Here is a 24,087-nt window from a genome sequence, read left to right as displayed (position 1 = left end):
TTGCCGCCCAAGTGATAAGTTTTACTTGAGTTATACTAAATCCGTTGAGTAATGGATTTAGTATTAGACCGAGAGGACGGGTTGGCTGGTAGAAATGGCTTTTTCGACGATATCGGCGGCCATTTTCACTCCGCCAGTCTTCTGTAGCGCTTTTTGCATTCTCAGGGCATTTTCTCGGTAACTGGGGAAGGATAAGACCTTTTCAATCGCCTTTCGTAAACGGGGAACTTCTAGACGGGAAATCGGAATCACTTCCCCTGTCCCCGACCATTTTATCCGAGCAGATACCCCCGGTTGGTCGTTAGCGATGGGAATGGCCACCATCGGTACAGCTTGGGCAAGGGATTCTAGGGTAGTATTTAAGCCTGCGGGGGTGATAGTAAGAGAGGCTCTGGTTAAAAGCTCTAATTGGGGAGCGTAGGGAACAACTAGGGCGTTTTTGGTGGTTATTTGAATGTTAGAGTCGGTGTTGCCCAAGGATAAAACTAATTGTACCGGCAAATCGGCACAGGCTTCGGCGATCGCATTAAAAGTCGATTGTAGGCGAGTTTGAATTGTACCAAGGGAAGCATAAATCAAGGGTTGTCCGGTTAATTTTTCGTAGGGAAAAGGAATCGGTTTTCTGGTGGAGGAATCGTGAAAGGGGCCGGTAAAGTGGAAGTGAGCGGGTAAATTTTGCCGAGGAAACTCAAATTCGGCAGGTTGTTGGCTAATTTGGGCAAGGGGGGAATAGCGTTGATTGATGTTTTGATAGGGAATTAACCCCCATTCTTGACGCTGCTGGTTGATTAACTCATTCAGGGGACGAGTCAAAGAGTCAAGGAGTTTATAGCCAATTTTATTGCGAATAACCCCGATAAATGAGGGATTATAGTCCCAAGTGGTCATAAAGGGCGGAATAAGCGGATCACGATTTAAAACCAATGCCGAACAAAAACTGATAAAGGGAATAGCCAATTTTTCTGCGATTGTACCCCCTGAGGCGGAGACTTGATCGACAATTAGGGCATCAATTCCCAAGCGACGCATCTCTTGAGGGATAGTTTCAAAGAGGGTCGCTGTAGAATCAGTTACTAATTCTACCGTGCGTCGGACGGCGGCTGTTCCCCGTAATTGACCAATTTCGGCTAAACTTTTGGCTGATGTGCCTTTCGGATATTTGTTGGGTGCAATTGCCTGAAAATCTAACCCGGCTGCTTGCACCATTTCTTCACCATCAAGAGTTAAAAAACAGGTAACTTTATGACCGCGTTTTTGTAACTCTTTTCCTAAAGGTAGGAGAGAATAAATATGTCCAGAAGTTGTAGGACAGAGTAAACCAAAATGAGTCATTAAACACCTCCACAGGTTTTCTTTAATTCTTCTAGATTCCAGAATGCACCACCCAAGGCGGAGAATTGTATTCCTTCAAAGCAGTTACGCACAGCCCCCAAAGCGAGGGGATTGACAAGATAAATAAACGGGACGTATTCCTGTTGAAGTTGTTGAATTTCATTATAGATAACTTTGCGCTTCTCAAAGTCTAATTCTTGGGAACCTTTGACGTATAAATCGGCGATTTTTTTCTCCCAATCCGCCGCTTGCCAGCCTTGAATCGGAGGGCTGCCGGGTTGAGGTTGTTGGTTAAAAGCGTGGAGATTTCCATCTACATACCAAATATTAGGGGCGTGGGGTTCGTTATCACCGGTAAAACCTAAAATATGGGACTCCCAATCTAGACTATTACTCAGTTTATCAACTAAATTACTAAAAGCGATCGCTTGAAAATCCACTTGAATTCCTATTGCGGCTAAATCATTTTTAATTTGCGCCCCAATAGCTTCCCGGATTTTGTTACCCGCGTTAGTAATCAGGTTAAATCTAACGGGATTATTATCAGCATCGACTAGCAGATTATCACTATTATACTTAAATCCCGCCTCTAATAATAATTCTTTGGCTTTTTCGGGATTGTAATTGTAACCTTTCAGGTTTTTATCATAAAAAGGCGATTGGATAGAAAGAAAAGAATTTTGTGCTTCTCCTAACCCTCGATAGATATCATCAATCATTCTTTGACGATTAATGCCGTAGGCAATAGCTTGACGGAAATTTAAGTTATTAAACCACCTGGATTTAATTGGATCTACTAGGGGTTTTCCGTCGCGTTTGCCTTGGTTGAGATTAAAACCGATAAATTGGGTTCCGTAGGCAGGTCCGCCGTTAAAAATAGTGAAATTTCCTCTTTCTTCTTCAGTTTTTAAGAGGGAGAAAAATTCGGGAGTTACCCCAATAGAATCTAAACTTCCCGAACGAAATTGTAGTAAAGTTGTATCCTGAGATTCAACAATTGCCCAAATTACTGAAGTTATATGGGGTAATTGTTGTCCACGGTCATCTTTTTTCCAATAGTAAGGGTTATTCTCAAAAATAATCCTTTGTCCCGTGATATATTCTTTTAGTTTATAAGCACCATTAAAAACAATTTTATCGGGAGGAGTATCTAACCCCCAAGTGGAGAGAAATTCTAACCTACCATCGGGGCTTTTTTTCTGAATAGTTTTTTCTAAAGCGTGTTTAGGTAAAATCGGTGAACTGACAGCATCTAAAAAAGGAGCAAAAGGTTCGGGGAGTTTAAATTCGATTCGGCGATTATCTAGTTTAGTGATAACTGGAAATTCTTTTTTTAATCCTATTCTTAAACTATCGCGGTAGTTGTTAGGAATATCAGGATTTAGATATAAGTCTTTATAGGTAAAAACCACATCATCAACGGTTAAGGGTTGACCATCTGACCATTTTAAACCCTCTCTCATAGTAAAAATAATGTTCAAATTATCATCGGAAATTGTCCAAGATTCTGCTAAGACTGGTTCTTTTTTGCCAGTAATGGGATTTTCTGTTAATAGTCCTTCGTAGGTTAAACCAAAAATATTCGGAGATTCGGCCGATAAAACAGCATTAAAGGTTTTTGGGTCACTTAATACCGATATGACCACTTGATTGCGTCTAACTGGATTACCACAAGCAGTTAGGGAAATCAGCAATAAACAAGAAATTAAAAATACCGTTAATCTGCGCCAAAATTTCACCATAATCTTTAATATTTTTCTGTCCGACTATTTAGAAGTAAAGACCTTGTCTTGCTATATAGGGTTTGCTGAATAAATCTAAAAACCTTGTTGGGTAAGACTTTTAGACTTTTTGTCAATCAAAAAGTACCAGGTATGGGAGTGATCAGGGGGAAATCCCTGGACTTTTTCCCTAAAAATTAGGTAATTGGCCACCTCAAAACCGGTAAAACCCCACACCCCACACCCCACACCCTGCCCCCACCGAAAAACTTTTTCAGCAGACCCTATATACACCGAAACTGACCAAGCTGAAAGCCGCTGGACTGTTTCCTTGCCCCATCAATATAACAGGAAATGAGACAAAAAATCTCGCCTAGGTGAGATTGACAAAGGCGAGAAACCGTGTTTCCATTGAGAATGGGAGATAAAATCTAAGAACGTTGTTCGATCGGTGTATAGGGGACTTCGTGTTGTCCGGTGTAGATTTGGGTAGGACGGAAAATGCGGTTAGCATTTAATTGTTCTTTCCAGTGGGCCAACCAACCAGCCACCCGGGAGATGGCAAAAATCGGGGTAAATAAATCATTGGGAATGCCTAATTTCCGATAAACCAATCCCGAATAGAAATCCACATTGGGATAGATACCTTTTTCGCCGTAGATATCCACCACTGCCTGTTCTAATTCTAGGGCGATATCGTAGTATTCATCGGAACCTAATTCCGCGAATAATTGTTCGGCAAGATTTTGTAAAATCGTCGCCCGGGGATCCTTAACTTTATATACCCGGTGTCCAAAACCCATAACTTTTTGTTTATTGGCGATACATTTTTCCACATAGGGACGAACATTAGCCACCGAACCGATTTCCTCTAACATTAACAATACTTCCTCGTTTGCCCCACCGTGGAGGGGACCGGCGAGAGTTCCCACTGCTGAAGCGATGACACCGTAGGGGTCGGTTAAAGTGGAAGCCGTCACCATGGCCGAAAAAGTCGAGGCATTCATGGTATGTTCGGCGTGGAGGGTCAAACAGACATCGAAAACTTTCGCCGCTAAATCCGTCGGTCGTCTTTCCGTCAACATATAGAGGAAATTGGCCGCATAATCAAGACTATCGTTGGGCTGAATGGGGTGATTACCTTTGCGAATCAATTGAAACGCCGCCACCATGGTGGGTATTTTCGCTAATAGCCGGACTACTGCCTGACGGATATATTCGGGATTATCCAAGGCCCGCCTGGCATAGTATAAACCCAAAGCCGCCGCCGAAGTTTGTAGCGCATCCATGGGATGACCTTTTTCGGGGAAGCATTTCATCATGTCTTCGATACGGTACTTGATGCGTCGATGATAACGGATTTCATCGGCAAATTCTTCCAGTTCCGCCCCCGTGGGCAGAGCACCCCAGATAAGGAGATAGGCGGTTTCGAGGAAGGTACTTTTTTCGGCGAGTTCCTCAATCCGAATGCCCCGATACTCTAAGATTCCCTTTTGCCCATCCACAAAGCTGATACTCGATTGGGCGGCGGGAATTCCTTCTAAACCTGGCCGATATTCACAAACTGTCATAGTTCTACTTTCCGTGGCGAAGATTAAGCCCTAACGCTAACTTACTTGATCTTTCCACCCTTACCGAAATTTTATAGAAAATTTTCGGTTCTGCCTCTCCCGTTCAGGATTGGGGAGAATTGGGCGGAAATTACCCCTATTTAGCGATTGCTTCGTCGATTTAGTCAACCCTGCCCGATCGCATTTTTTCTGGGCTTACTGTTGCGACTCTAGCTAGAGGACTTGATATTTATTTACTTTTATTGTAGCGAGACTATCTCGATCGACTCCATCAATCGATAATTTTTTTAAGTTTCTTCGGGATTAATATTTAACTCCCGCAGTTTTGCCGCTAACCTTTCGGCCCGTTGTCGTTCCGTTTCGGCCCGTTGTCGTTCCGTTTCGGCCCGTTGTCGTTCCGTTTCGGCCCGTTGTCGTTCCGTTTCGGCCCGTTGTCGTTCTTGGTTGTAACTGGTGAAAGGTTGACCATCGGGATAATACAAGAGTAACTCTGGTTGGGCCAATTCAAAACGAATGCCCAAGCGAGGACTGACCCAATTATCGAGATTTTCCAGACTTTCGAGCCGATTTTCCCGACGAATACAGCCGCCCAAATCATTTTTATCGGGATTATAAATGTAGTATTCTTCCACACCATAACGGTCATAAAACAGTAGTTTTCTGGTCATTTCCGTTTGGGTATTACCCGGAGAGAGAATTTCAAAAACCACTTGCGGGGGGATATTGTTCTCTTTCCACTGTTGATAGGAACCCCTTTCCCCTTTTGGTCTGCCAAAAGCTACCATGACATCGGGTGCTTGTCGAGTCTTATTATCTCCCTCCACGGGATACCAGAGTAAATCACCGGCGACAAAAACATCGGCATTATTGGCAAATAACCAGTCTAAATTCGCTTTAATCGTCGTAATCCAGCGAAATTGTCTTGTATTGTCGGCCATCGGTTTACCATCGCTATCGGGATAGACGATTGTGGTTTTCGGGCTGTCGTCGAGTTGTCTAACCATTGCTTAACCCTAGAATTTCGTCTTTGCTTCCTTAATAGTATAACTTTACTACAAAAAATCGGAGCAAATATTTAGGGACGGTGATGATCCTAAATCCTGTTTAAAAAGTATGGGAGAGTGGGAAGTGGGGAAGTGGGGAAGTTCAGTTATATCATTTTTCACAAGTAATGGCAGCGATGGTTAATTGCCCTAACTCCTCTCCCAGAACAAACGGGAGAGGTCTTTTGATAGACTAGAGTTATAGCCCCAGAGTAAGGAGCTAGGGGCGAGAAAAGCTTAATAATTGAGATAAACCGATCGAGCGAGAATATCGTCTAGAATTAATTAACTCAAAAAATCCTGACTGAATCTACCTTTAAGCGAACTTTTCTAAAAATGATGGCTGAATTACTGAGTCTAGTTCCTGCCAAGTCCCTCGAAACTGATGTAGTGGTAGGGGAAGCGCCGGCAGTATGTCCCCTTCCTCCAGTCACGGTTAGTAATGATACCCTACTTATTTCCCTGATCGATCGCCTGCGACGTACTTTGGAAAATCATCGTGGCGAAAATCAAATTGTGGTGATGCAGGATTTCCCGGATCCCGATGCTCTTTCTAGTGCCTGGGCCTATCAAATTATCGCCGAACAGTACGATATTCACTGTGATATAGTCTATGCGGGTACTCTCTCCCATCAGGAAAATGTCGCTTTGGTAAAACTAACGGGTTTACCGGCTAAACGTTGGGGAGTCCATACCCTCAAGGATAGAGATCTTTCGGTTTATCAGGGTTGTGTTTTCGTCGATGGTCAGGGAACCAATAGTCAGTTAACCACTCTGGTTAAACAGGCAAAAATTCCCATTATTGCCGTGATTGATCATCATACTCGCCAAGGGGATCTAGAGGCGGAATTTGTCGATATTCGTCCCCAAATCCGGGCAACAGCGACGATATTAACCCAATATATCCAAAAAGGGTTAATAAGTTTTAATACTAGCGATACCGTCCATGTTAAGTGTGCCACAGCTTTGATGCACGGATTGCGATCGGATACGAATAATTTAATGCAAGCGCAAGAGTGTGAATTTATCGCTGCTGGTTATCTCAGTCGTTTCTACGATGCTCAATTATTAAACGCTGTCCTGCAATCGGCCAGATCCCGACGGGTGATGGATGTGATTGAACGGGCCCTGAAAAACCGTATTATTAAAAATAATTATTCGATCGCCGGGGTCGGTTATTTGCGTTATGATGACCGAGATGCGATTCCCCAAGCTGCCGATTTTTTGGTGACAGAAGAAAATGTTCACACGGCTTTAGTTTATGGTATCGTTCACGATGAAGATGAGGATATCGAGTTAGTCATCGGTTCTATGCGTACCAGTAAAATTACCCTAGATCCCGATGAATTTCTCAAGGAAGCTTTCGGACAGGATAACCAAGGTCGCTTTTTTGGTGGTGGTCGTTACATGGCTGGAGGTTTTGAAATTCCTATCGGTTTCCTCGGTGGTTTTAATAATAATGCCGAATACGCAAAACTCAAGTGGGAACTGTATGACACCCAAATTAAACAGAAACTTTCCCATCTAGTTAACCCCGATGAAAAGGTAATTCGCACCTAGGTATTAAATCTCAGCTATTTATTATCATCACAAAGACCGACCCTAAACTGATATGAAACTTTATTTTGTGCGTCATGGATTAGCAGGACAATCGGGGGATTATCTCAACGATAGGGAACGTCCTTTAACCGAGGAAGGTAAGACAAAAACTGCTAAAGTTGCCCAAAGATTAGGACAGTTGGGGGTGAAATTTGACCTGATTTTGACTTCTCCCCTGGTGCGTGCCGTGCAAACCGCCGAAATTTTGCAAAAAGCTGGTTTGAGCCGTAAAATTGAGCAATTTAATCCCCTATCACCCAACGGCAATCTTCAAGATTGGGTGCAGTGGTGGCAAAAGTCCGACTATCAGCGAGAGGAAAATGCGATCGCACTGGTGGGCCACGAACCAGATTTAGGCTATTGGACGGAAATGCTAGTTTGGGGCAAGTTTCAAGGAAAATTATCGGTCAAAAAAGCGGGAATAATTGGTCTAGAGGTTCCCAATCAACAAAATCCCCTAGGCAAGTGTCAGTTATTCTGGTTGACAGCGCCAAAATTACTCCTCTAGGAATTAATACTAAATCCGTTGAGTAGAGGCTAGTTATGAGGAGAGGCACTCAGGCAAAACGGAAAGTAAATAATCAGTTTTTAATAACTGGATTTAGTATAAAATAAGGCTTTTAACAGGTCAAAATCCTTATTTTAAAAGGGTTTTACCATTATTCAGCAAACCCTATCTAGAAAAAAGAGTCTCTGTATCGGGGATAGTTACCTCTAGAGAAGATGGGGAAAAAATCGGGATTAAAGTTGAGTCAATTGATCTTTTTCCTGAGAAAAAAGATTTACCTAGCATTGAGGAAATGATCGGAATTTTGGGAGGAAGTAATTAATTCGTTGATCAAAAAAGCTACACTACTGCGATTCTTGTGTTTTTTTAGCTTTCCTGAAAAATGAAAAGGATAAAATTAATGATCGTACTTTTGTTCTCAAAGCAGCCGAGGATGGTTAGGTAATCCGTCACCGCCGCCTACTCTAGTGCAGTGGAAGCCAGTCGCCTAAAGCGATCAAAACTATCCAGGGTGCAGGAGTTGAACCTGCCTAGCACGAATTATGAGTTCGTTGCCTCAACCGCTCGGCCAACCCTGGGTTATACTATTAACTCATTATAGATCGGTAATTACTCTGAACGTGAAAATTCAGCCCCACTAAGATGAAAAAATTTGCAATCAGTACCTCCTTGCAGTTAGGACTCCTTTTGATGGTAGCCATGTTAGCCGCCGGTTTCGGTAGCGGTTGGGTAGCCTATCAATTGGGAATCGCCTCCCTGAAGGGAGTCAGTCAGCCGGATATCAACCCCGCTAAAAAGTTTACCAACGATCGCACCAGTTATGGACGCAATCAGACTTTTATCCCCGTGAAGGAAGAAGAGGTGCTGAAAAGAGTGAGAGTTTATATGCAACAACAGAAAAACAAACCGCAATCAAAGGACGAAACCAAAGGATAGGCTTTAAAAAAGGCGAATTTTGCCTTTTCGCTATGGATAATCAGGATTTATTGACTCGTTTAATTTTAGTCTTTTTACTAATCGTCCTCAATGCTTTTTTCGTAGCGGCGGAATTTTCGCTTGTGTCGGTCCGTCGTACCCGCATCAGTCAGCTAGTGGCTGCGGGAGATGTGCCAGCGCAGACGGTCCAATCTCTACAAAGAAGTCTCGATCGCTTACTTTCCACTACCCAATTAGGTATCACCCTTTCTAGTTTAGCTTTAGGTTGGATTGGGGAGAGTACCATGACCGTTTTTGTGAAGAAATTACTAAGTTTTTTACCCTTTTCTTTAAACTGGCAAAATCTTCTCTCCCATGGCTTCTCTCTTTGTCTAGCTTTTTTAATTGTTGCCTATCTCCAGATAGTTTTTGGGGAACTTTATCCCAAATCCCTAGCTTTAATTTATGCCGAACCGATGGCGCGATTATTAGCAGCACCTATTGGCGTTATTTCCAGGATTTTTAAGCCTTTTATCGGTATTCTCAACCAATCAACTCGTTTTTTATTGGTTTTAACCCGTATTCCCGAAGTGGATCTACAGCGTTCTAGTCGGGTAACTTCCGAGGAATTACAATTAATTATCAGCATGGAAGGGGAATTAACGGGATTAGAAGCAGCGGAAAGGAAAATTTTAAACAATGTTTTCCAGTTTAGCGAAATCACTGCGGCAGAAATTATGGTTCCCCATAACCGTTTAATAGCTATTTCCTCGACTGCAACTTTTGAGGAATTATTGCTCCAAGTAGTTAACAGTGGCTATTCTTGTTATCCTGTGACAGGAGATTCTGGTGATGATATCCGTGGTCTGATCGATTTTAAAGATTTAGCTTTACCCCTTGCCGAAGGTCAGTTAAATTTAACAACACCGATTAAACCTTGGTTAAAACCTGTGCGTTTTTTCCCCGAAACCACTCCTTTAAATGAATTACTAGCAGTGATGCGGGAATCATCCTCAAAGATGGTTATCATTGTGGATGAATTTGGCAGAACAGCCGGTTTATTAACCCTAAAAGATTTAATTGGCGAGATTCTAGGAACTTTTTCCCCTAGTGATGAATCGGGAACAGTGGAATATCAACTCCTCGATGAATCAACTTTTCTCGTACAAGCACAAATGAATTTAGAGGACGTGAACAAAGCATTAAATTTAAGCTTACCCTTGGCCGATGAATACCAAACCCTAGCCGGTTTTATCCTCCATCATTGGCAAAAAATACCGAGGGTGGGAGAACAATTATATTACCAAAATTTAGAATTTACCATTATTTCTAAGGTAGGCCCTCGCTTGGAACAAATTAAGATTTATCGACAACAACCATCCTAAGTATATAAACAAGAAACAACTTTTCTCATTTATCCTTCCTGATTGTTAATACTAAATCCAGTTATTAAAAACTGATTATTTATTGCCTCTTTTGCCTATTGCCTATTGCCTATTGCCTATTGCCTTTTGCCTATTGCCTTTTGCCTTTTGCCTATTGCCTTTTACCTTTTACCTTTTACCTTTTACCTTTTACCTTTTACCTTTTGCCTTTTGCCTTTTGCCTGTCCTCATAAGCAGCCTATACTCAACGGATTTAGTATAATCGAGTCAATAGCTGCCCACTCCTGTCACCATGAAACACCTTTTGACAATCCTCCCCCTCAGCTTGGGATTAATTGCCCTCACCCCCGCAAATTTGCCCCTAGAACGCCTTGAAATCTCACAATTGGGAACATCTACGGGATACGATGAACGACTGCTAACGGACAAAAAAACCCTACTACAAGCGATCGATCATAGTTTACGTTATCTGAATAGCTCGGCGGCGATCCGTGCCTATCAAAATTATCCTATTCCAGAAATAACTCGTCAGCGAGTGCAGCGTTCCTTAGTAAGGTTTCGTCAATTAGTGCAGAATTCTCCCACTCCCGCAGCTCTACAAAAGGCAGTTAAAAAAGAATTTATTTGGTATCGTTCTTTAGGTAATGATAGCCAGGGAAATGTTAAATTTACTGGTTATTTTGAGCCAATTTATCAAGCAAGTCGGCAAAAAAACGCCGAGTATAAATATCCTCTCTATCGCCGACCTGCTAACTTTTCTCGCTGGTCTAAACCCCATCCAGCTAGGGTAGAATTAGAGGGAAAAGATGGTTTACTGGGGGAAAATAGCCGTCTAGCGGGATACGAATTAGTCTGGTTAAAAGATCGCCTAGAAGCTTATTTAGTTCATGTGCAAGGTTCGGCAAAATTACGTTTACCCAATGGTCAAATTATGAGCATCGGTTTTGATGGCAATACCGAGCATCCCTACACAAGTCTGGGAAAAGAAATGATTGCCGATGGTATTTTTCCTGCTGAGGGTTTAACCTTACCAATGGTTTTGGATTTTCTCAGAAATAATCCCGAGCAATTAAAGAATTATATTCCCCGCAATAATCGGTTTATTTTCTTTCGAGAAACCCACGGTGCGCCTCCCACTGGTAGTATTGGAGTTCCAGTTTTACCAGAAAGATCGATCGCTACAGATAAAAGTATTTTTCCCCCCGGTGCTTTAGCGGTAATTGAGACAGAAATTCCCGAGGGAAATCTTAATAAAAAATTAGTTAGTCGCTATGTTCTTGATCAAGATACTGGCAGCGCAATTAAAGGTACTGGGAGGGTAGATATTTTTATGGGAACAGGAAAAAATGCTGGCGAGCGAGCCGGTTTAATTAATACTCCCGGTCAATTATATTATTTATTATTGAGGGAATAGGAAATATAGCGTTTCCTAAGCTAGTGAGGTACACCTATTTTTCTTCCCTCTTGCCTTTTGCCTAAAATCCATAACTTTTGTACCTCAGCAGACTGAAAAATGCTCTACTATAGGTAAAATTAAGATAGACTTCCCAGAATCAGTTATCATACTTAAGTGAGAATTTAAACAATAGAATCATGAAAAAAACTGTAAATATAGATTGGTCGGATTGTGGTCCAATTACTTTAGTAGTCGTGCAGCCGACTTCTTTTTGTAATCTTAATTGTGATTACTGTTATTTACCTGATCGCCATTTAAAAAATACCCTATCCTTAGATTTAATCGAGCCGATTTTTCAGAGGGTTTTTAGTAGTCGTTTTCTCCAAGATAATTTTACCATTTGCTGGCACGCGGGCGAACCCTTGGCAGTTCCCATTAGTTTTTATGAAAGTGCCTTTGCTAAAATTGCGGAAGTTAGCGAGAAATATAATCAGCAGGGTTACTGTTTTCGTCATTCAGTACAAACTAACGCCACTTATATTAACGATGCTTGGTGTGAATTATTTAAAAAGCATGATGTTTATGTGGGAGTCAGTCTTGATGGACCGGCTTTCATTCATGATATCCACCGGCAAACCCGCAAGGGAACTGGCAGTCATGCTGCTACCATGCGGGGGATTTCTTTCTTGCAAAAACATGAAATTGATGTGAGTATCATCGCAGTTTTAACAGAAGATTCTCTCGACTATCCCGACGAAATTTTTAACTTTTTTTGGGATTATGGTCTTACTGATGTGGCTTTTAATATGGAAGAAACCGAGGGGATTCATTCGCAATCTTCTTTAGATAAATTAGGTATTGAACAACGTTATCGCCAATTTATCGCCAGATTTTGGCAGTTAGTCACGGCTAAACAAGGAGAATTTAAGCTGCGGGAATTTGAATCGATCTGTAGTTTGATTTATGCCGATGAACGCTTAGAAAATACCGATATGAATCGACCTTTTATGATTGTCAATTTTGATAATCAAGGTAATTTTTCTACCTTTGATCCGGAATTACTATCGATTAAAACCCAACCCTACGGCGATTTTATTTTTGGTAATGTTTTGACCGATTCCCTAGAATCTATCTGTGAAACTGAGAAATTTCAAAAAATTTACGCTGATATGCGCGGTGGAGTTGATTTATGTCGGCAAAAATGCGATTATTTTGGGGTTTGTGGGGGTGGTGCTGGTAGTAACAAATATTGGGAAAATGGCACTTTTAACTCCACAGATACTAAAGCCTGTTTATACCGGATTAAGTGTATCACCGATATAGTTCTCGATCGCCTAGAAAATTTATTAGAAGTTTAGGGGAGTCGGGTGTTAGGGTGTGGGGTGTGGGGAGAATAAATAAAATAATCTCCTATCTCCTGACTCCTAACTCCGGGAGCATCTCACCTTTGTAGCCCCTAAATCAGGTTTTTATGTCAAGCTATTTTGAAAGCCTTGCTAGAAAAAAGTTCTAGGGATAAGTATAATTACTCACTTGCATAAATGAGATGCTCCCTGGGTTATGCTTCCCTAACGCACCCGACTGGACTTTAGATTTTACATTTTACAAGTCTCGACGCGAGAGAAGAGACGAAAACACCCCACCTACGCCAGACGGAATCCAATCCATTCATCACAGGGAGGTGTCCTAGGGGTGCTTTTAGGTCAAAAGTAACATCTTTGTAGCATATCCAGCTATTATTCTCCAGATTAATCTGATTCATCCAGCTATTATTCTCCAGATTCGCCAGCATTTGTATCCAGCTATTATTCACTCGCCAGCCTACCCTATCTCCGAAAGCGTCCCAAACTCTTCTATTATACTGCCGCGTCCCACCGAGTTCGCGGTAGATTTTCGCCTGCACAGAAAAGCCAAATTTTCCGTTACTATATTTCAACCATAATTGGTCAATGGTTCGCAAATCTTCGCAGGGAAAATTATCGATATCCTCCTCTCTCAGCCATCTCTCTTTTGTTCGATTGGCTACCTGTAGCATCACTCTTGCGGTTTCCTTGTCCGCTTCTTTCCATTGCTGCCGTTTCAGTAAATCCTCTAAGTTCCGATAATCGATTCCTTTGGCACTTTTAAGCTGAATAGATGGGGGAGTTTGTGGAATAGTTGTCTGGGGTATAGATACTGATGTTTTTATCGGCAAAGCTGACAACACTTCCGAGGCGGATTGATAGCGTTTTTTTGTGCCGAACTCGATTAATTTATCCAGAATATTCCCTAACTCATTACTAACAGGATTATTAACTAACCACTGTCGCCATACCCATTGGTGTTCCCCCCCATCGAATAAATCAAAGGGAGATATTCCTGTTAATAAATAAAGGCAAGTTACACCCAAACTATACAAATCACTGGCATTAACTGCCTTGCCATTTCCCTGTTCTGGGGCAATATATTCGGCAGAACCGATAATTGTTCCTGTAATGGAACGATTTAAAGGACTGACAAATTTTGCCGCTCCAAAGTCCACTAAAATTAATTTATTATCGCTTTTTCTGCGAATAATATTTTCGGGTTTAATGTCGCGATGAATTACTTGTTTACTATGAATAAATTCTAGAATCGGTAAAATCTCTGACAAAAGATGTTTAATTTTGGCTTCGTTAAATACTCCTTCCTGTTTTAATTCTTGTTCGAGATTTTGTCCTTCGATATATTCCTGTACGAGATATTGTCGCCCGTCATTACCGGTAAAATAGGCGTAAAGTTCGGGGATTTGTGGGTATCTTCCCAAACTATCTAAACGAATCGCTTCTTCTTTAAATAATTCTGCTGCTTTCTGTAAAGTTCCTGTTCCCTGCGCTGACGGGAAAAATTGTTTAATTACACAATAGGGTTTTGAGGGTTTATCTTCATCTATGGCTTGAAATGTCTTGCCAAAACCCCCTTGACCGATTAATTTTAGCGCTCGATAACGTTCTCTGAGCAGTAATTGAGAACCGCACTTATGACAGAATTTATCCGTGGGGGTGTTTTGGTGCGAACAATCGGGATTGAGACAGAGACTCATAGCCGTTTGACAAGTGTGGGAAGATTAACACTTATTATAGAAAAAGAAAGCAAGCTAGGGCGACTCTAGTGGGCAAATTTTCTGATAATTCGCTGAAAATAAGGTGACAGGTATGGTCAATTCACAACCCGTTATACTTTGTCCATACCACAATTTAGCCATTTTGTCAAAAAAATTTTGACTTTGCAACAAAACTACACAAAAATTAGATCAACGTTGTTGGGGAAAAAAGGGATAATTGGCGAAAGTGTTTGGTTTTGCTCAAGGGAAAAATCTAGATTTAGCAAGGGTTTTAAGACAACCTAGACCATAAAAACCTTAAAAATTACAACAAGAGCCATCATAGCATAATGGAAAATTGTACCAGAATCGCTGGAAGTATTGCAACCTCGTAAATAAATAAAAATTATTCTCAATAAATTCTTAAGTAAAAATAAATATTACCGATTGTAAATTTAAATATTTTTAAGTATTGAAGGTATTTACATAGAAAATACTTATCATTTTTCCTGATTGCCTCTGACTTTTCCCTCCCCAGAGTAATTTTGGGGAGTCAGTCGTCGATACCAAACTAGGCTAAACTCTATAGGAGAAACCCGATGACTAACTTGATTATTTCGCAAAAATATGGCTAAAAAGCTCGATTTTGTTATTCCCGCCGTCGGTGGAGTCACAGGAGCCAATTTATCTGCTTGTCTGGGAAATATTGGCTTAGTCGGCGGATTTGGCGGTATAAGCGTCGGTTTAGTGGGAATGACGGGGATTGGCATCCTGACAAGTTCGGCAATTTATGCCAGTCTGCAAGGACTAGAAACAAACGATCACAATGTCGGGTTAGCTTTGGGGACAGGAAGCCTTGGCGGAATCGGTATCTACTCTACCTTTGGGGGTGTGGGAGTCGCGGTTAAAGGTACAGCTTTCGGTGTTGGTGTCGGTTCTATGGCGATCGCTGGTGGCCTAGTCGGGTTAGGAATCTACGGAGTGATGAAAATGTTATCTCCCACCTACTCCAACGATAATTTTTATAGGAATCTAGAATTTTTTGATCGCATTACTAGAGAGTACGAAGAAGCTTTATTTTGGCAAGAAGTTACGCGAAAATATAAAAATCTAGAGGCAGAACTACAGCAACTGTTGGAAGAAGTATCTATTCAGGAAAATCAACAGTTAGATTCTACAGAAATTACTATTCCAGAGCGTTTATCTTGGCAGTGTTTCCAAACTCTTAAAGGTCATCAGGAAAATATTGGGGCGATCGATGTTAGCTCTGATGGTAAAATTATCGCTAGTGCGGGAGAAGATCAAACCATAAAACTTTGGCAGCGAGAAACGGGTAAATTAATTTATTCCTTTGTGGGAGTTAATGAACCGATCCAAACTCTGGCGATAAGTCCTAACGGTAAATCGATTATTGCTGGTGGATTGGATGGCAGAATTAGTCAGTGGCAATTAGACACTAAGCAGTATAAAAGTAGTTTTTTCGCTCGTGTCAATGCTCCCCATAGCCACGATGGTGTAATTTTACAATTAGCTTTTGCTGCCAATGAAAGATTTATTGTTAGTGCTAGTAATGACAAAACTCTGCGAATCTGGGGTTATCATACAGGAGAATTAAAGCGAACTTTAATCGGTCATGAGGAGGCAGTTAATACCTGTGCTATTAGTCCCGATAGCCAAATTATTGCTAGTGGTAGTGATGATAAAACTATTAAATTATGGCGATTTGATCATAGTTATGCTTATCAAACTTTTATCGGTGACAGGGCAGCCGTTAACAGTTTAGCTTTTAGTAATGATGGTCAATATCTAATTAGTGGCGGTAGTGATAAAACGATTAAAATCTGGGATATAAAGACAGGAGAAATTATTAAAAGTTGGCAGGCACACGAGCAGGCAATTATTAGTATTGCTATTAATCCTCATCGCCATTTAATTGCTAGTGCTTCCCGAACAGAAATTAAAATTTGGCAAGGACAAACAGGAGAATTAATTAAAACTTTACGGGGAACTGCTCCCTTAAAATTTAGTCCTGACGGTCAATTTTTAATTACAGGTAGTTATGGACATAAGGTAAAAATATGGTCAGAAATGTTAGGAGAATTAGAAATATTGCCCTCCGATTCCGAGGATTGGTGGGAGGTTTTAGAAATTTCTAAGAATGCCAGTTTTCCAGAAGTTAAACAAAGATATTATCAGCTTGCTCGTCAGTATCACCCCGATCACAATTCCTCCGCCATGGCGATTAAAATTATGCAAAAAATTAATCGAGCTTACGAGCGGTTTTTATTTTCTATCTCGCAACAGTAAAAGTGTGAGCCTAGGTTCAAGTATTTAACTATCTTTCGATTCTCCCTTAATCCCCCCTTAATCCCCCCTTGATAAGGGGGGTGCCGATAGGCGGGGGGATCTCCCTTGATAAGGGGGGTATCTGATAATTTTTAACGCCTACCTACTTACCTCACCCTTAAGATAACTGCTATAATTATTCGATTCAAGAGCCAAAAGTAAAACCAGAAATATAGAGAGCTTAGTAACAAGCTCTCTATAAAGTTTAGGTATTCTACCACTTATCTTCCAGACTAGGATCTGTTAGCAGTATTCAAGCTACCCACTTGAATATTCAGATTAATTTTTTGTCCTTCTCGGCTAATTTCTACGGGTAAATTATCGCCGATTTGAGTGTTATCAACAATTTCCTGAACCGCATTGGGATCGGTGACATTCTTACCACCTACAGACTTTAACACATCACCCGATCGCAATCCCGCTGCTGCGGCGGGAGAATCTCTCATCACCCGCACTAACAAGACACCAGAATCATCGGGGATAGTCCAATTATCAGCCATGGGACTATCGGCTAATTGTTCTTTTACCTCTGGGGTTAACTGTACCATTTGAACACCGAGATAGGGATGTTCCACCTTACCCGTGGCGATTAATTGTTCAGCGATTCTTTGGGCAGTTTTAATCGGAATAGCAAAACCTAAACCCTGGGCATTTTGAATGATAGCAGTGTTAACTCCGATAACTTCTCCCCGAGCATTTAACAAAGGTCCGCCGGAATTTCCGGGGTTAATTGCCGCATCGGTTTGCAGGAAATCCACCCGTTTATCACTAGCACCAATTTGGGAGCCATTGCGTTCCTTGGCGCTAATAATTCCCGTGGTGACAGTGTTATCTAATCCCAAAGGATTACCGATAGCGATCGCCCATTCTCCCACCTGTAAACTATCAGAATTACCTAATTTAACCGTGGGTAAATTGCTCGTTTCCACCTGTACCACTGCCACATCAGTTAAAGGATCACTACCTAAGACTTTACCATCAATAGTGCGACCATCTTTGAGGGTGACAGTCACCTTATCTGCTCCCTCGACAACGTGAGCATTGGTGATAATTTTACCGTCATTACTGATAATAAATCCTGAACCCGTGCCTCTTTGAACTTGTCTCTCTCCTCGCTCCGGTATTTGGGAACCGAAGAAGCGACGGAAAACAGGATCGTTAGCAAATTCCGAAAAATCACCGCCTCTATTGACTTCCCTAGAAGCATTAATTCTCACCACCGCCGGCCCCACTTCTTGCACCACAGAAGCGACAAAATTGGTGGGAATAACTAGGGTTGAGGGAGCGGCTGCGGCTGCTGTGGAGGGGCGAGGATTATTGGTAGCGGTGGCAATATTTTGGGCTAATTCTAGAGGATTTTGGCTGTAGGCATAGGTGGCACCGATGCCTAACCCGGCACCCAAAACCAGTAAGGAGGAATAGGCAAAAAGTTTTTTCATTGCAGAAGATTTGGAGCGTTTGGGATTACCTTCGTTGAGCGGGGAGATATTATCGTTAAAAATATTGTGAGTCATAGTTTTTATTGTTTAACCATTTTGAGAAGGGAATAAAAGTCAGTCCTAATAATCGTGGGTGTGAGAGGAGTGTTTCGGAAAACGGCTTGGGACTGACTATCTCTAATTTAGGCGGGGGATATGAACTTACTGTGACGCAGACATGAACTTTTGATTACAAGCTCATTGTTTTATAGTTTTTGACAGCTATAAGCATTAATACGCATTGCACAAGTGAGATGCTCCTCAGCAGAATAGACTCACTACTATGGCGCAATTTAGTTTTTGGGTTGCATTAATTAACCTAATCTAGGGAAGATAACAATAGAAAAAACGGAATTGTGAGGATAGTTTTATGTTTTGTTAGCCTTTGGAATGCAGGAGAAAAGCCAATAACCAACCGCTTGCTAAACCGCTTAGATTTGTAACCGCAAGAATCAGAAAAATAGCGAAGGATCTAAAGTTTTTCTGGTCTAACTCCCTTGCAATATAAACCTGAGTAAATACTATTACCATGCTCCCTATTCCAGTTACTATTCCTTCAATAAAATTTCCTGACGTAAGGCTGAAAGTAATACCGCCTATTAATCCAGGAAAAGCCATGCAGAAAAGACCCAACAAAGCAGAAAGTAATGCCTGGGAAAGAGAGTCCGTCTTTAAGAAAATCGCACCCACAACCAAAAGCCCAGCCACAACCCCAGCCACAACCCCAGCCGCAGCCCAAAACCCAGCCACAGCAGCCACAACAAAAACCACCGCAACCCAAGCCACAACCACAACCCATAACCCATTCCCAGCCACAGCCGCAGCCCAAACTTGCCAGGGTGCTGAATTGGCAGCTAAAATGTAACCAATTGCACCATAAACAAGAAACACACCGATTAACCAATCCCAGGGAAGAGCTTGGAGTTTTTTCTGAAGAGAATTTTCAGAAGGTTTTGGGTTAACAGTTATGCGGAGGCTAGGCAAGCGGGAATCGAAAGGATACTGAAGAGAATTTTCAGAAGGTTTTGGGTTAACAGGGGCTGTTGTTTCAGCTACTTTTGGTTCGTTACTTGGCTGTGGGGGATTAACTATTTCTCGACGATATTTTTCTTCTACAGGAGGCGGTGGTAATTCCAATTGTTGTAACCAATCGGACATAGACTGAGGGCGGTTTTCTTTTTCCAAAGCCATCCCCAGAGTAATGGCTTTGTTAAGATGATCACTTAAATTAGGATTAATTTCTTTCGGTGATGTTAAAGGACGATTATCTAAACGGCGTTCCATTGAAGGAGTCGGTTTTTGACCAGTTACCGCATAATAAAAAGTAGCCGCAAGCGTATAAACATCGACACTAGGTTTACGATTACTTGTAATGTTTTCTAAAGCTCTATCTTGACTTTGAAAGTGTTCTACAATCTGTTCATAGGGGGCAAAATACAAATTAGCTCCTGAATTTGTGGAACTACTACTGGCCGGAATAATCTCTTTAGCAATGCCAAAATCAATCAAGATAGCATTCCCATTGGGTTGAATCATAATATTGTCAGGGTGAGCGTCTCGGTGTACCATTCCTGCTTGATGAACTGCCTCTAATGCGCTGCCAATTTGCCGAATATATTTTAAACATTCCGCTTCCGATAATTTTCCTTGAGTTTTCACCCTTTCCATCAAAGTTTGACCCTGAATAAAATCCATCACCAAACAGGGAACTTGACCTTCAGTAAAAAAATCGGAAATACGGACGATATGGGCATGGGGAGTCTGGGAAAATTTGGCTAACTTGCGCCCTTCCGCCTCAAATTGTCTAACATAATCCTCGTATTCCGTATCTCTTTTTTGCAAAATATCAGGAGTTTTGATCACCACTTCCAGGGTGAGTTGGCGATGACGTGCTTTATAGGTCAGGCCAAAACCTCCCCGTCCCAAGACCTCAAGGATCTCGTACTTGCCATTGTGGAGGAGTTGTCCCGCTTGCCAAACCATAGAATTTTGCGACAGTTATTTTTATCATACCAAAAAATCTGCTTTTGTCTCAAAATTGGCTTATGTTTTGGTATTTGAGTTTGTAGGGGCGAAGCATTCGGATAAAAAAATTACGGTTTCAGCGATAGGTTATTGCCCAAATGCTTCACCCTTACGGGAGTTTGGTGGTGCTTAAGTTTACACCAATGGCACGTCTTGCATCCCATTGTGGTTAGTGAGTTTATCGAACTGCAATCGCCCTTGATCCCCCCTTAATCCCCCCTTGATAAGGGGGGTTTGATCCCCCCTTGATCCCCCCTTGATCCCCCCTTGATCCCCCCTTAATCCCCCCTTGATAAGGGGGGTTTGATCCCCCCTTAATCCCCCCTTGATAAGGGGGGTTTGATCCACCCTTGATCCCCCCTTGATAAGGGGGGTTTGATCCCCCCTTGATCCCCCCTTGATAAGGGGGGTTTGATCCCCCCTTGATCCCCCCTTGATAAGGGGGGCATTTGATAATTTTTAACGCCTACCTACTTAGGAGAAAATGGGGGAGAAACTGTCGGAGTTGGTTGAGGAAATAAAATTTGCTTAATTTTATCTGTCACCCCAATAGATGTTAAAAAAGTCAAGGAAAGAGCTAGTAAACCTGTTGTTGCTGTCACTGCTGTCCAATTAATAACAATGGGTTGAGATATTTTAAATTGTTCTGGTTTGGGAATAGACAAACCTAAATCCTTAAACCATGCTTGCACTGACTGAGGACGTTTATCTGCGTCTAATTCCAATGCCCAAAGAATTGCTTTGTTGATATTAGGGCTGATTTTTGAATTGTAGGTTTTCGGCTCAATTAAAGGCGGATGATCAATTTTTCGAGTCATCGCATCTTTTCTAGTCATCGCATTCACTGGAATTTTACCCGTTAAAAGCTCGTATAACACGGCTCCTAAACTATAAATATCGGTAAAAGCTCCGCGTTTATTATTAAGAAAATAACACTCAATAGGCGCAAAACCTGAGGCTAATTCCTGGGTACGAATTTTGGTTAATTCTTCATCAAAATCTAAGGCTAAACCAAAATCAATTAAGACCGCTTCTGGTTTACCAGTCCGAATCATAATGTTACCTGGTCGAATATCTCGATGCAGAAAACGGCGACTATGTACCACCATTAAAGCCTGTCCAATCTGCTCAATGTAGCGTAAGGCTTCTTTTTCTGGTAAAATTTTTGTTGATCGCCGATCTAAGGTCGTCCCATCAATATATTCCATAACCATGCAGTTAGCTTTACCCTCTGAAAATAACTCTTTAACTCGCACGATATGAGGATGATCACAACCTTTTAATTTACTCGCCTCCTGCCAAAAAAGTTTCTGTAAACGCTTAGACTCCCACAATTTAAAACCCACATCCCTGGGCGTTTTGATCACCACTGAATCACCATTGCGATCGCTGGCTCGATAGGTAATGCCAAATCTTCCTTCACCCAATACTTCCTGAATCCTGTACTGGCCATCTTTAATTTTCTTGCCCAGATCCCAAACCATTAACTCCTAGCTCCTCTGCTCACAAACATTAATTAAACTTATTTTAATAGCGATGTCATTTTTCTAGAAGTATAACCTAATGTGGTGTTAACGACCGGCGACCGGCGACTGGCGACCCAATTAGATAAATTTGACCTAATCTTAGGTTTTATGGCTAGGATTATCTCTTGTCTTTTTTCTCCTCCTGTCTCCTCATCTAAGGGAAGATTTTTGATTTTTACAGGATTTCTATTAATCTTTCAGCAACTCTAAGCGATAACGATACAAAGCCACAGGACGATTCGGCGCTTGGAAATAATCCGGCGATTGGGGAGAAAGATAAATGGCTGTCACCTGATCGCCTAGAATTTTATTAGGAGATAATAACTGATAGGCGGTGGTGGTTTCCACCTCATTAAGATAAGTATTGGTTTCTCCCCGGAAAATTTGTTGACTGATTTCTGTGGCAATAAATTGATTTCGGCTAGGAGTTTCGCTATTTCTGGCAATTACGGTGGAAATTAGTTGATGAGCGCCGCGTAAAAAGGTAATCTGACGATTGGGATTATTAGGGTCAGTTTTTACGGATAATACCGATTGATTACCTAAGTAGGCGCGACTAATTGCTAAACCATTAAAGGATCGATCGGCCACAATTGATGGTTTACTGATAATAGTGGATAAAAAGGCAGCATTTATCGGTCTGGAAATAGCTTTCTCGATGAATCTCACCGGAAACTCGATCGATTTTTCTAGGTAACGACGATTACTTTCAAAACCGGGTGTGATAATCTGGGGAGAAAGAGGAGCGGTTAAATCGATTAGGGTACTGGTGACAGTCCAACTGCCCACCATCCAATCGGGATAAACTAAATCTCCACTGGCAAAACTAACCACTGGTTTAGTCATCCAGCGAGGATAATTAGTTAAGCGATCGCTTAAATTTCCCGCTATAGATAATTCTAAATGGTTACTACAGCCTAGAATCAATACTAACAAGAACAAAATTATCCTTTGCATGGGTAAAAATATTTTTTAAGTAATATTCTTTAATTATGAACGATTTTATCAACTCCCAAGCCTTTAATCTCGATTCGGCAGTAATTCCCATCGCACCGACCGGTTTTAAATCCGGTTTTATTGGCATTATTGGTCGTCCTAATGTGGGCAAATCTACCCTGATGAATCAATTAGTGGGACAAAAAATCGCCATTACTTCCCCCATCGCTCAAACTACCCGCAACCGTTTACGTGGCATTGTCACCGACGAGCGCTCTCAGATGATTTTTGTCGATACTCCTGGCATTCACAAACCCCATCACGAATTAGGCAAAGTTTTAGTTAAAAATGCCGAAAACGCCATAAATTCTGTAGATTTAGTTTTATTTGTTGTCGATAGTAGTAATTTTTTGGGCAATGGCGATCGCTATATTGCCGATTTACTGACTAAAAACCAAACTCCCACGATTTTAGGGCTAAATAAAGCCGATCAGCAACCGGAAGCCCCGGAGCCTATCGACGATAGTTATCGCACCTTAGCGGCGGAAAATAACTGGCCTCTGCTCAAGTTTTCGGCACTGGAGGGGACGGGAATCGAAGAACTGCAAAATCTGTTAATTGATTCCCTCGAAGTCGGTCCCTATTACTATCCCCCCGATTTAGTCACCGATCAGCCGGAAAGGTTTATTATGGGCGAATTAATCCGCGAACAGATTTTACTGCAAACCCGTCAGGAAATTCCTCATTCTGTGGCGGTGGTGATTGAACGCGTCGAGGAAACTCCCGCTTTAACCAAGGTTTTTGCCGCCATCAATGTGGAACGAGCTTCCCAAAAAGGGATCGTCATCGGTAAAAATGGCAGTATGTTAAAAGCGATCGGCTCTTCCGCTCGATCGGCTATTCAAAAGTTAATCGCCGGGGAGGTATATTTAAAATTATTTGTGAAGGTAGAACCGAAATGGCGACAATCTCGCTCACTTTTAGCAGAATTTGGCTATCGCACCGAGGAGTGAATTGGGTTGTAGGGTGTGGGGTGTGGGGTGTAGGGTGTGGGGTGTGGGGTGTGGGGTGTGGGGTGTAGGGTGTGGGGTGTAGGGTGTAGGGAGAAGCTTTTTTCAGTGATCAGTAAACAGTAAACAGTAATCACTGAACTGAAAACTCACATCTGATAACTGATAACTGATAACTCACATCTGATAACTGATAACTGATAACTGATAACTGATAACTGATAACTGATAACTG

At 41.7% G+C, this 24,087-nt stretch carries 19 protein-coding genes and 1 tRNA gene; 9 read left to right on the top strand and 11 right to left on the bottom strand.

Features of this window, described 5'->3' with window-relative positions; translation table 11 throughout:
• Nucleotides 1–63: 63 nt before the first annotated feature.
• Entirely contained in the window at nt 64–1,332 is a 1,269-nt protein-coding gene (locus tag IM485_RS03345) for a glycosyltransferase (protein ID WP_287741261.1), read from the bottom strand.
• Complete coding sequence (locus IM485_RS03340) at nt 1,332–3,074, bottom strand: ABC transporter substrate-binding protein (protein ID WP_104396478.1); 1,743 nt, start codon at nt 3,072–3,074, stop codon at nt 1,332–1,334. Before IM485_RS03340 ends, IM485_RS03345 begins: the two co-directional genes overlap by 1 nt.
• 184 nt (nt 3,075–3,258) lie before the next feature.
• Here IM485_RS03340 and IM485_RS03335 point away from each other — a divergent pair, with 184 nt between their 5' ends.
• Nucleotides 3,259–3,411, top strand: coding sequence for a hypothetical protein (locus IM485_RS03335; protein ID WP_287741344.1), 153 nt, complete (start codon nt 3,259–3,261; stop codon nt 3,409–3,411).
• Between the two features lie 73 nt (nt 3,412–3,484).
• On the opposite strand, the gene IM485_RS03330 is transcribed toward IM485_RS03335, so the two are convergent.
• Both IM485_RS03330 and IM485_RS03325 read right to left on the bottom strand, forming a co-directional pair.
• Nucleotides 3,485–4,624, bottom strand: coding sequence for a citrate synthase (locus IM485_RS03330; protein ID WP_104396479.1), 1,140 nt, complete (start codon nt 4,622–4,624; stop codon nt 3,485–3,487).
• Between the two features lie 287 nt (nt 4,625–4,911).
• Entirely contained in the window at nt 4,912–5,628 is a 717-nt protein-coding gene (locus tag IM485_RS03325; RefSeq protein ID WP_287741256.1) for a Uma2 family endonuclease, read from the bottom strand.
• Between the two features lie 375 nt (nt 5,629–6,003).
• Between IM485_RS03325 and IM485_RS03320 the strand changes: the two genes are divergently transcribed.
• Both IM485_RS03320 and sixA read left to right on the top strand, forming a co-directional pair.
• Nucleotides 6,004–7,227, top strand: a complete 1,224-nt coding sequence (locus IM485_RS03320; RefSeq protein WP_104396481.1) for a DHH family phosphoesterase — start codon at nt 6,004–6,006, stop codon at nt 7,225–7,227.
• 52 nt (nt 7,228–7,279) lie between these two features.
• Nucleotides 7,280–7,774 (top strand): phosphohistidine phosphatase SixA, encoded by a 495-nt coding sequence (gene sixA, locus IM485_RS03315; RefSeq protein WP_104396482.1) that lies wholly within the window; start codon nt 7,280–7,282, stop codon nt 7,772–7,774.
• Nucleotides 7,775–8,279: 505 nt separating this feature from the next.
• Here the strand turns inward: sixA and IM485_RS03310 are convergent.
• Nucleotides 8,280–8,352 (bottom strand) — tRNA-Ile (locus IM485_RS03310).
• 64 nt (nt 8,353–8,416) lie between these two features.
• Between IM485_RS03310 and IM485_RS03305 the strand changes: the two genes are divergently transcribed.
• The 4 genes from IM485_RS03305 (at nt 8,417) to grrM (ending at nt 12,828) form a co-directional block, all read left to right on the top strand.
• Entirely contained in the window at nt 8,417–8,710 is a 294-nt protein-coding gene (locus IM485_RS03305; protein WP_079209647.1) for a hypothetical protein, read from the top strand.
• Nucleotides 8,711–8,742: 32 nt separating this feature from the next.
• On the top strand, nt 8,743–10,074 hold the full coding sequence (locus tag IM485_RS03300; protein WP_287661306.1) for a hemolysin family protein: 1,332 nt from the start codon (nt 8,743–8,745) through the stop codon (nt 10,072–10,074).
• Nucleotides 10,075–10,366: 292 nt separating this feature from the next.
• A complete protein-coding gene (gene mltA / locus IM485_RS03295; protein ID WP_287741249.1) occupies nt 10,367–11,488 on the top strand; it encodes a murein transglycosylase A in 1,122 nt (373 codons plus the stop codon).
• Between the two features lie 179 nt (nt 11,489–11,667).
• Nucleotides 11,668–12,828 (top strand): cyclophane-forming radical SAM/SPASM peptide maturase GrrM/OscB, encoded by a 1,161-nt coding sequence (gene grrM / locus IM485_RS03290; RefSeq protein ID WP_287741246.1) that lies wholly within the window; start codon nt 11,668–11,670, stop codon nt 12,826–12,828.
• A 230-nt stretch (nt 12,829–13,058) separates the two neighbouring features.
• Here grrM and IM485_RS03285 read toward each other — a convergent pair whose 3' ends face one another.
• Nucleotides 13,059–14,531, bottom strand: coding sequence for a GUN4 domain-containing protein (locus tag IM485_RS03285; RefSeq protein WP_287741244.1), 1,473 nt, complete (start codon nt 14,529–14,531; stop codon nt 13,059–13,061).
• Nucleotides 14,532–15,158: 627 nt separating this feature from the next.
• Here IM485_RS03285 and IM485_RS03280 point away from each other — a divergent pair.
• Entirely contained in the window at nt 15,159–16,838 is a 1,680-nt protein-coding gene (locus IM485_RS03280; protein WP_104396490.1) for a WD40 domain-containing protein, read from the top strand.
• Nucleotides 16,839–17,110: 272 nt separating this feature from the next.
• Here the strand turns inward: IM485_RS03280 and IM485_RS03275 are convergent, their stop codons facing one another.
• The 4 genes from IM485_RS03275 to IM485_RS03260 all read right to left on the bottom strand — a co-directional run bounded on the left by IM485_RS03275 (nt 17,111) and on the right by IM485_RS03260 (nt 22,863).
• The gene (locus IM485_RS03275) at nt 17,111–18,391 is read right to left on the bottom strand and encodes an HhoA/HhoB/HtrA family serine endopeptidase (protein ID WP_104396491.1); all 1,281 of its coding nucleotides are present in this window, start codon (nt 18,389–18,391) and stop codon (nt 17,111–17,113) included.
• Nucleotides 18,392–18,733: 342 nt separating this feature from the next.
• Nucleotides 18,734–20,338, bottom strand: a complete 1,605-nt coding sequence (locus IM485_RS03270) for a serine/threonine protein kinase (protein WP_069474702.1) — start codon at nt 20,336–20,338, stop codon at nt 18,734–18,736.
• Nucleotides 20,339–20,850: 512 nt separating this feature from the next.
• Entirely contained in the window at nt 20,851–21,864 is a 1,014-nt protein-coding gene (locus IM485_RS03265; RefSeq protein ID WP_104396494.1) for a serine/threonine protein kinase, read from the bottom strand.
• A gap of 231 nt (nt 21,865–22,095) precedes the next feature.
• The gene (locus tag IM485_RS03260; protein WP_002792476.1) at nt 22,096–22,863 is read right to left on the bottom strand and encodes a DUF6816 family protein; all 768 of its coding nucleotides are present in this window, start codon (nt 22,861–22,863) and stop codon (nt 22,096–22,098) included.
• A 35-nt stretch (nt 22,864–22,898) separates the two neighbouring features.
• Here IM485_RS03260 and era point away from each other — a divergent pair, with 35 nt between their 5' ends.
• Nucleotides 22,899–23,855 carry a GTPase Era gene (era, locus tag IM485_RS03255; protein ID WP_104396495.1) on the top strand — a complete coding sequence of 319 codons (957 nt, stop codon included), beginning with the start codon at nt 22,899–22,901 and terminating at the stop codon, nt 23,853–23,855.
• Here era and IM485_RS03250 read toward each other — a convergent pair.
• Nucleotides 23,837–23,989 carry a hypothetical protein gene (locus IM485_RS03250; RefSeq protein WP_287741235.1) on the bottom strand — a complete coding sequence of 51 codons (153 nt, stop codon included), beginning with the start codon at nt 23,987–23,989 and terminating at the stop codon, nt 23,837–23,839. The two genes, era and IM485_RS03250, sit on opposite strands and share 19 nt — an antisense overlap.
• Between the last annotated feature and the right edge of the window lie 98 nt (nt 23,990–24,087).

The sequence above is a fragment of the Microcystis sp. M169S2 genome, assembly GCF_020245865.1.
GTDB lineage: Bacteria > Cyanobacteriota > Cyanobacteriia > Cyanobacteriales > Microcystaceae > Microcystis > Microcystis ichthyoblabe_A.
The sequence above is the reverse complement of the archived record's forward strand: the minus strand, read 5'-3'. Positions and strand labels throughout refer to the sequence as shown.

Coding starts and splice junctions, on each gene's coding strand:
- IM485_RS03345 (WP_287741261.1), bottom strand. CDS start 1,332: ATGACTCATTTTGGTTTACTCTGTCCTACAACTTCTGGACATATTTAT.
- IM485_RS03340 (WP_104396478.1), bottom strand. CDS start 3,074: ATGGTGAAATTTTGGCGCAGATTAACGGTATTTTTAATTTCTTGTTTA.
- IM485_RS03330 (WP_104396479.1), bottom strand. CDS start 4,624: ATGACAGTTTGTGAATATCGGCCAGGTTTAGAAGGAATTCCCGCCGCC.
- IM485_RS03325 (WP_287741256.1), bottom strand. CDS start 5,628: ATGGTTAGACAACTCGACGACAGCCCGAAAACCACAATCGTCTATCCC.
- IM485_RS03320 (WP_104396481.1), top strand. CDS start 6,004: ATGATGGCTGAATTACTGAGTCTAGTTCCTGCCAAGTCCCTCGAAACT.
- sixA (WP_104396482.1), top strand. CDS start 7,280: ATGAAACTTTATTTTGTGCGTCATGGATTAGCAGGACAATCGGGGGAT.
- IM485_RS03305 (WP_079209647.1), top strand. CDS start 8,417: ATGAAAAAATTTGCAATCAGTACCTCCTTGCAGTTAGGACTCCTTTTG.
- IM485_RS03300 (WP_287661306.1), top strand. CDS start 8,743: ATGGATAATCAGGATTTATTGACTCGTTTAATTTTAGTCTTTTTACTA.
- mltA (WP_287741249.1), top strand. CDS start 10,367: ATGAAACACCTTTTGACAATCCTCCCCCTCAGCTTGGGATTAATTGCC.
- grrM (WP_287741246.1), top strand. CDS start 11,668: ATGAAAAAAACTGTAAATATAGATTGGTCGGATTGTGGTCCAATTACT.
- IM485_RS03285 (WP_287741244.1), bottom strand. CDS start 14,531: ATGAGTCTCTGTCTCAATCCCGATTGTTCGCACCAAAACACCCCCACG.
- IM485_RS03280 (WP_104396490.1), top strand. CDS start 15,159: ATGGCTAAAAAGCTCGATTTTGTTATTCCCGCCGTCGGTGGAGTCACA.
- IM485_RS03275 (WP_104396491.1), bottom strand. CDS start 18,391: ATGACTCACAATATTTTTAACGATAATATCTCCCCGCTCAACGAAGGT.
- IM485_RS03270 (WP_069474702.1), bottom strand. CDS start 20,338: ATGGTTTGGCAAGCGGGACAACTCCTCCACAATGGCAAGTACGAGATC.
- IM485_RS03265 (WP_104396494.1), bottom strand. CDS start 21,864: ATGGTTTGGGATCTGGGCAAGAAAATTAAAGATGGCCAGTACAGGATT.
- IM485_RS03260 (WP_002792476.1), bottom strand. CDS start 22,863: ATGCAAAGGATAATTTTGTTCTTGTTAGTATTGATTCTAGGCTGTAGT.
- era (WP_104396495.1), top strand. CDS start 22,899: ATGAACGATTTTATCAACTCCCAAGCCTTTAATCTCGATTCGGCAGTA.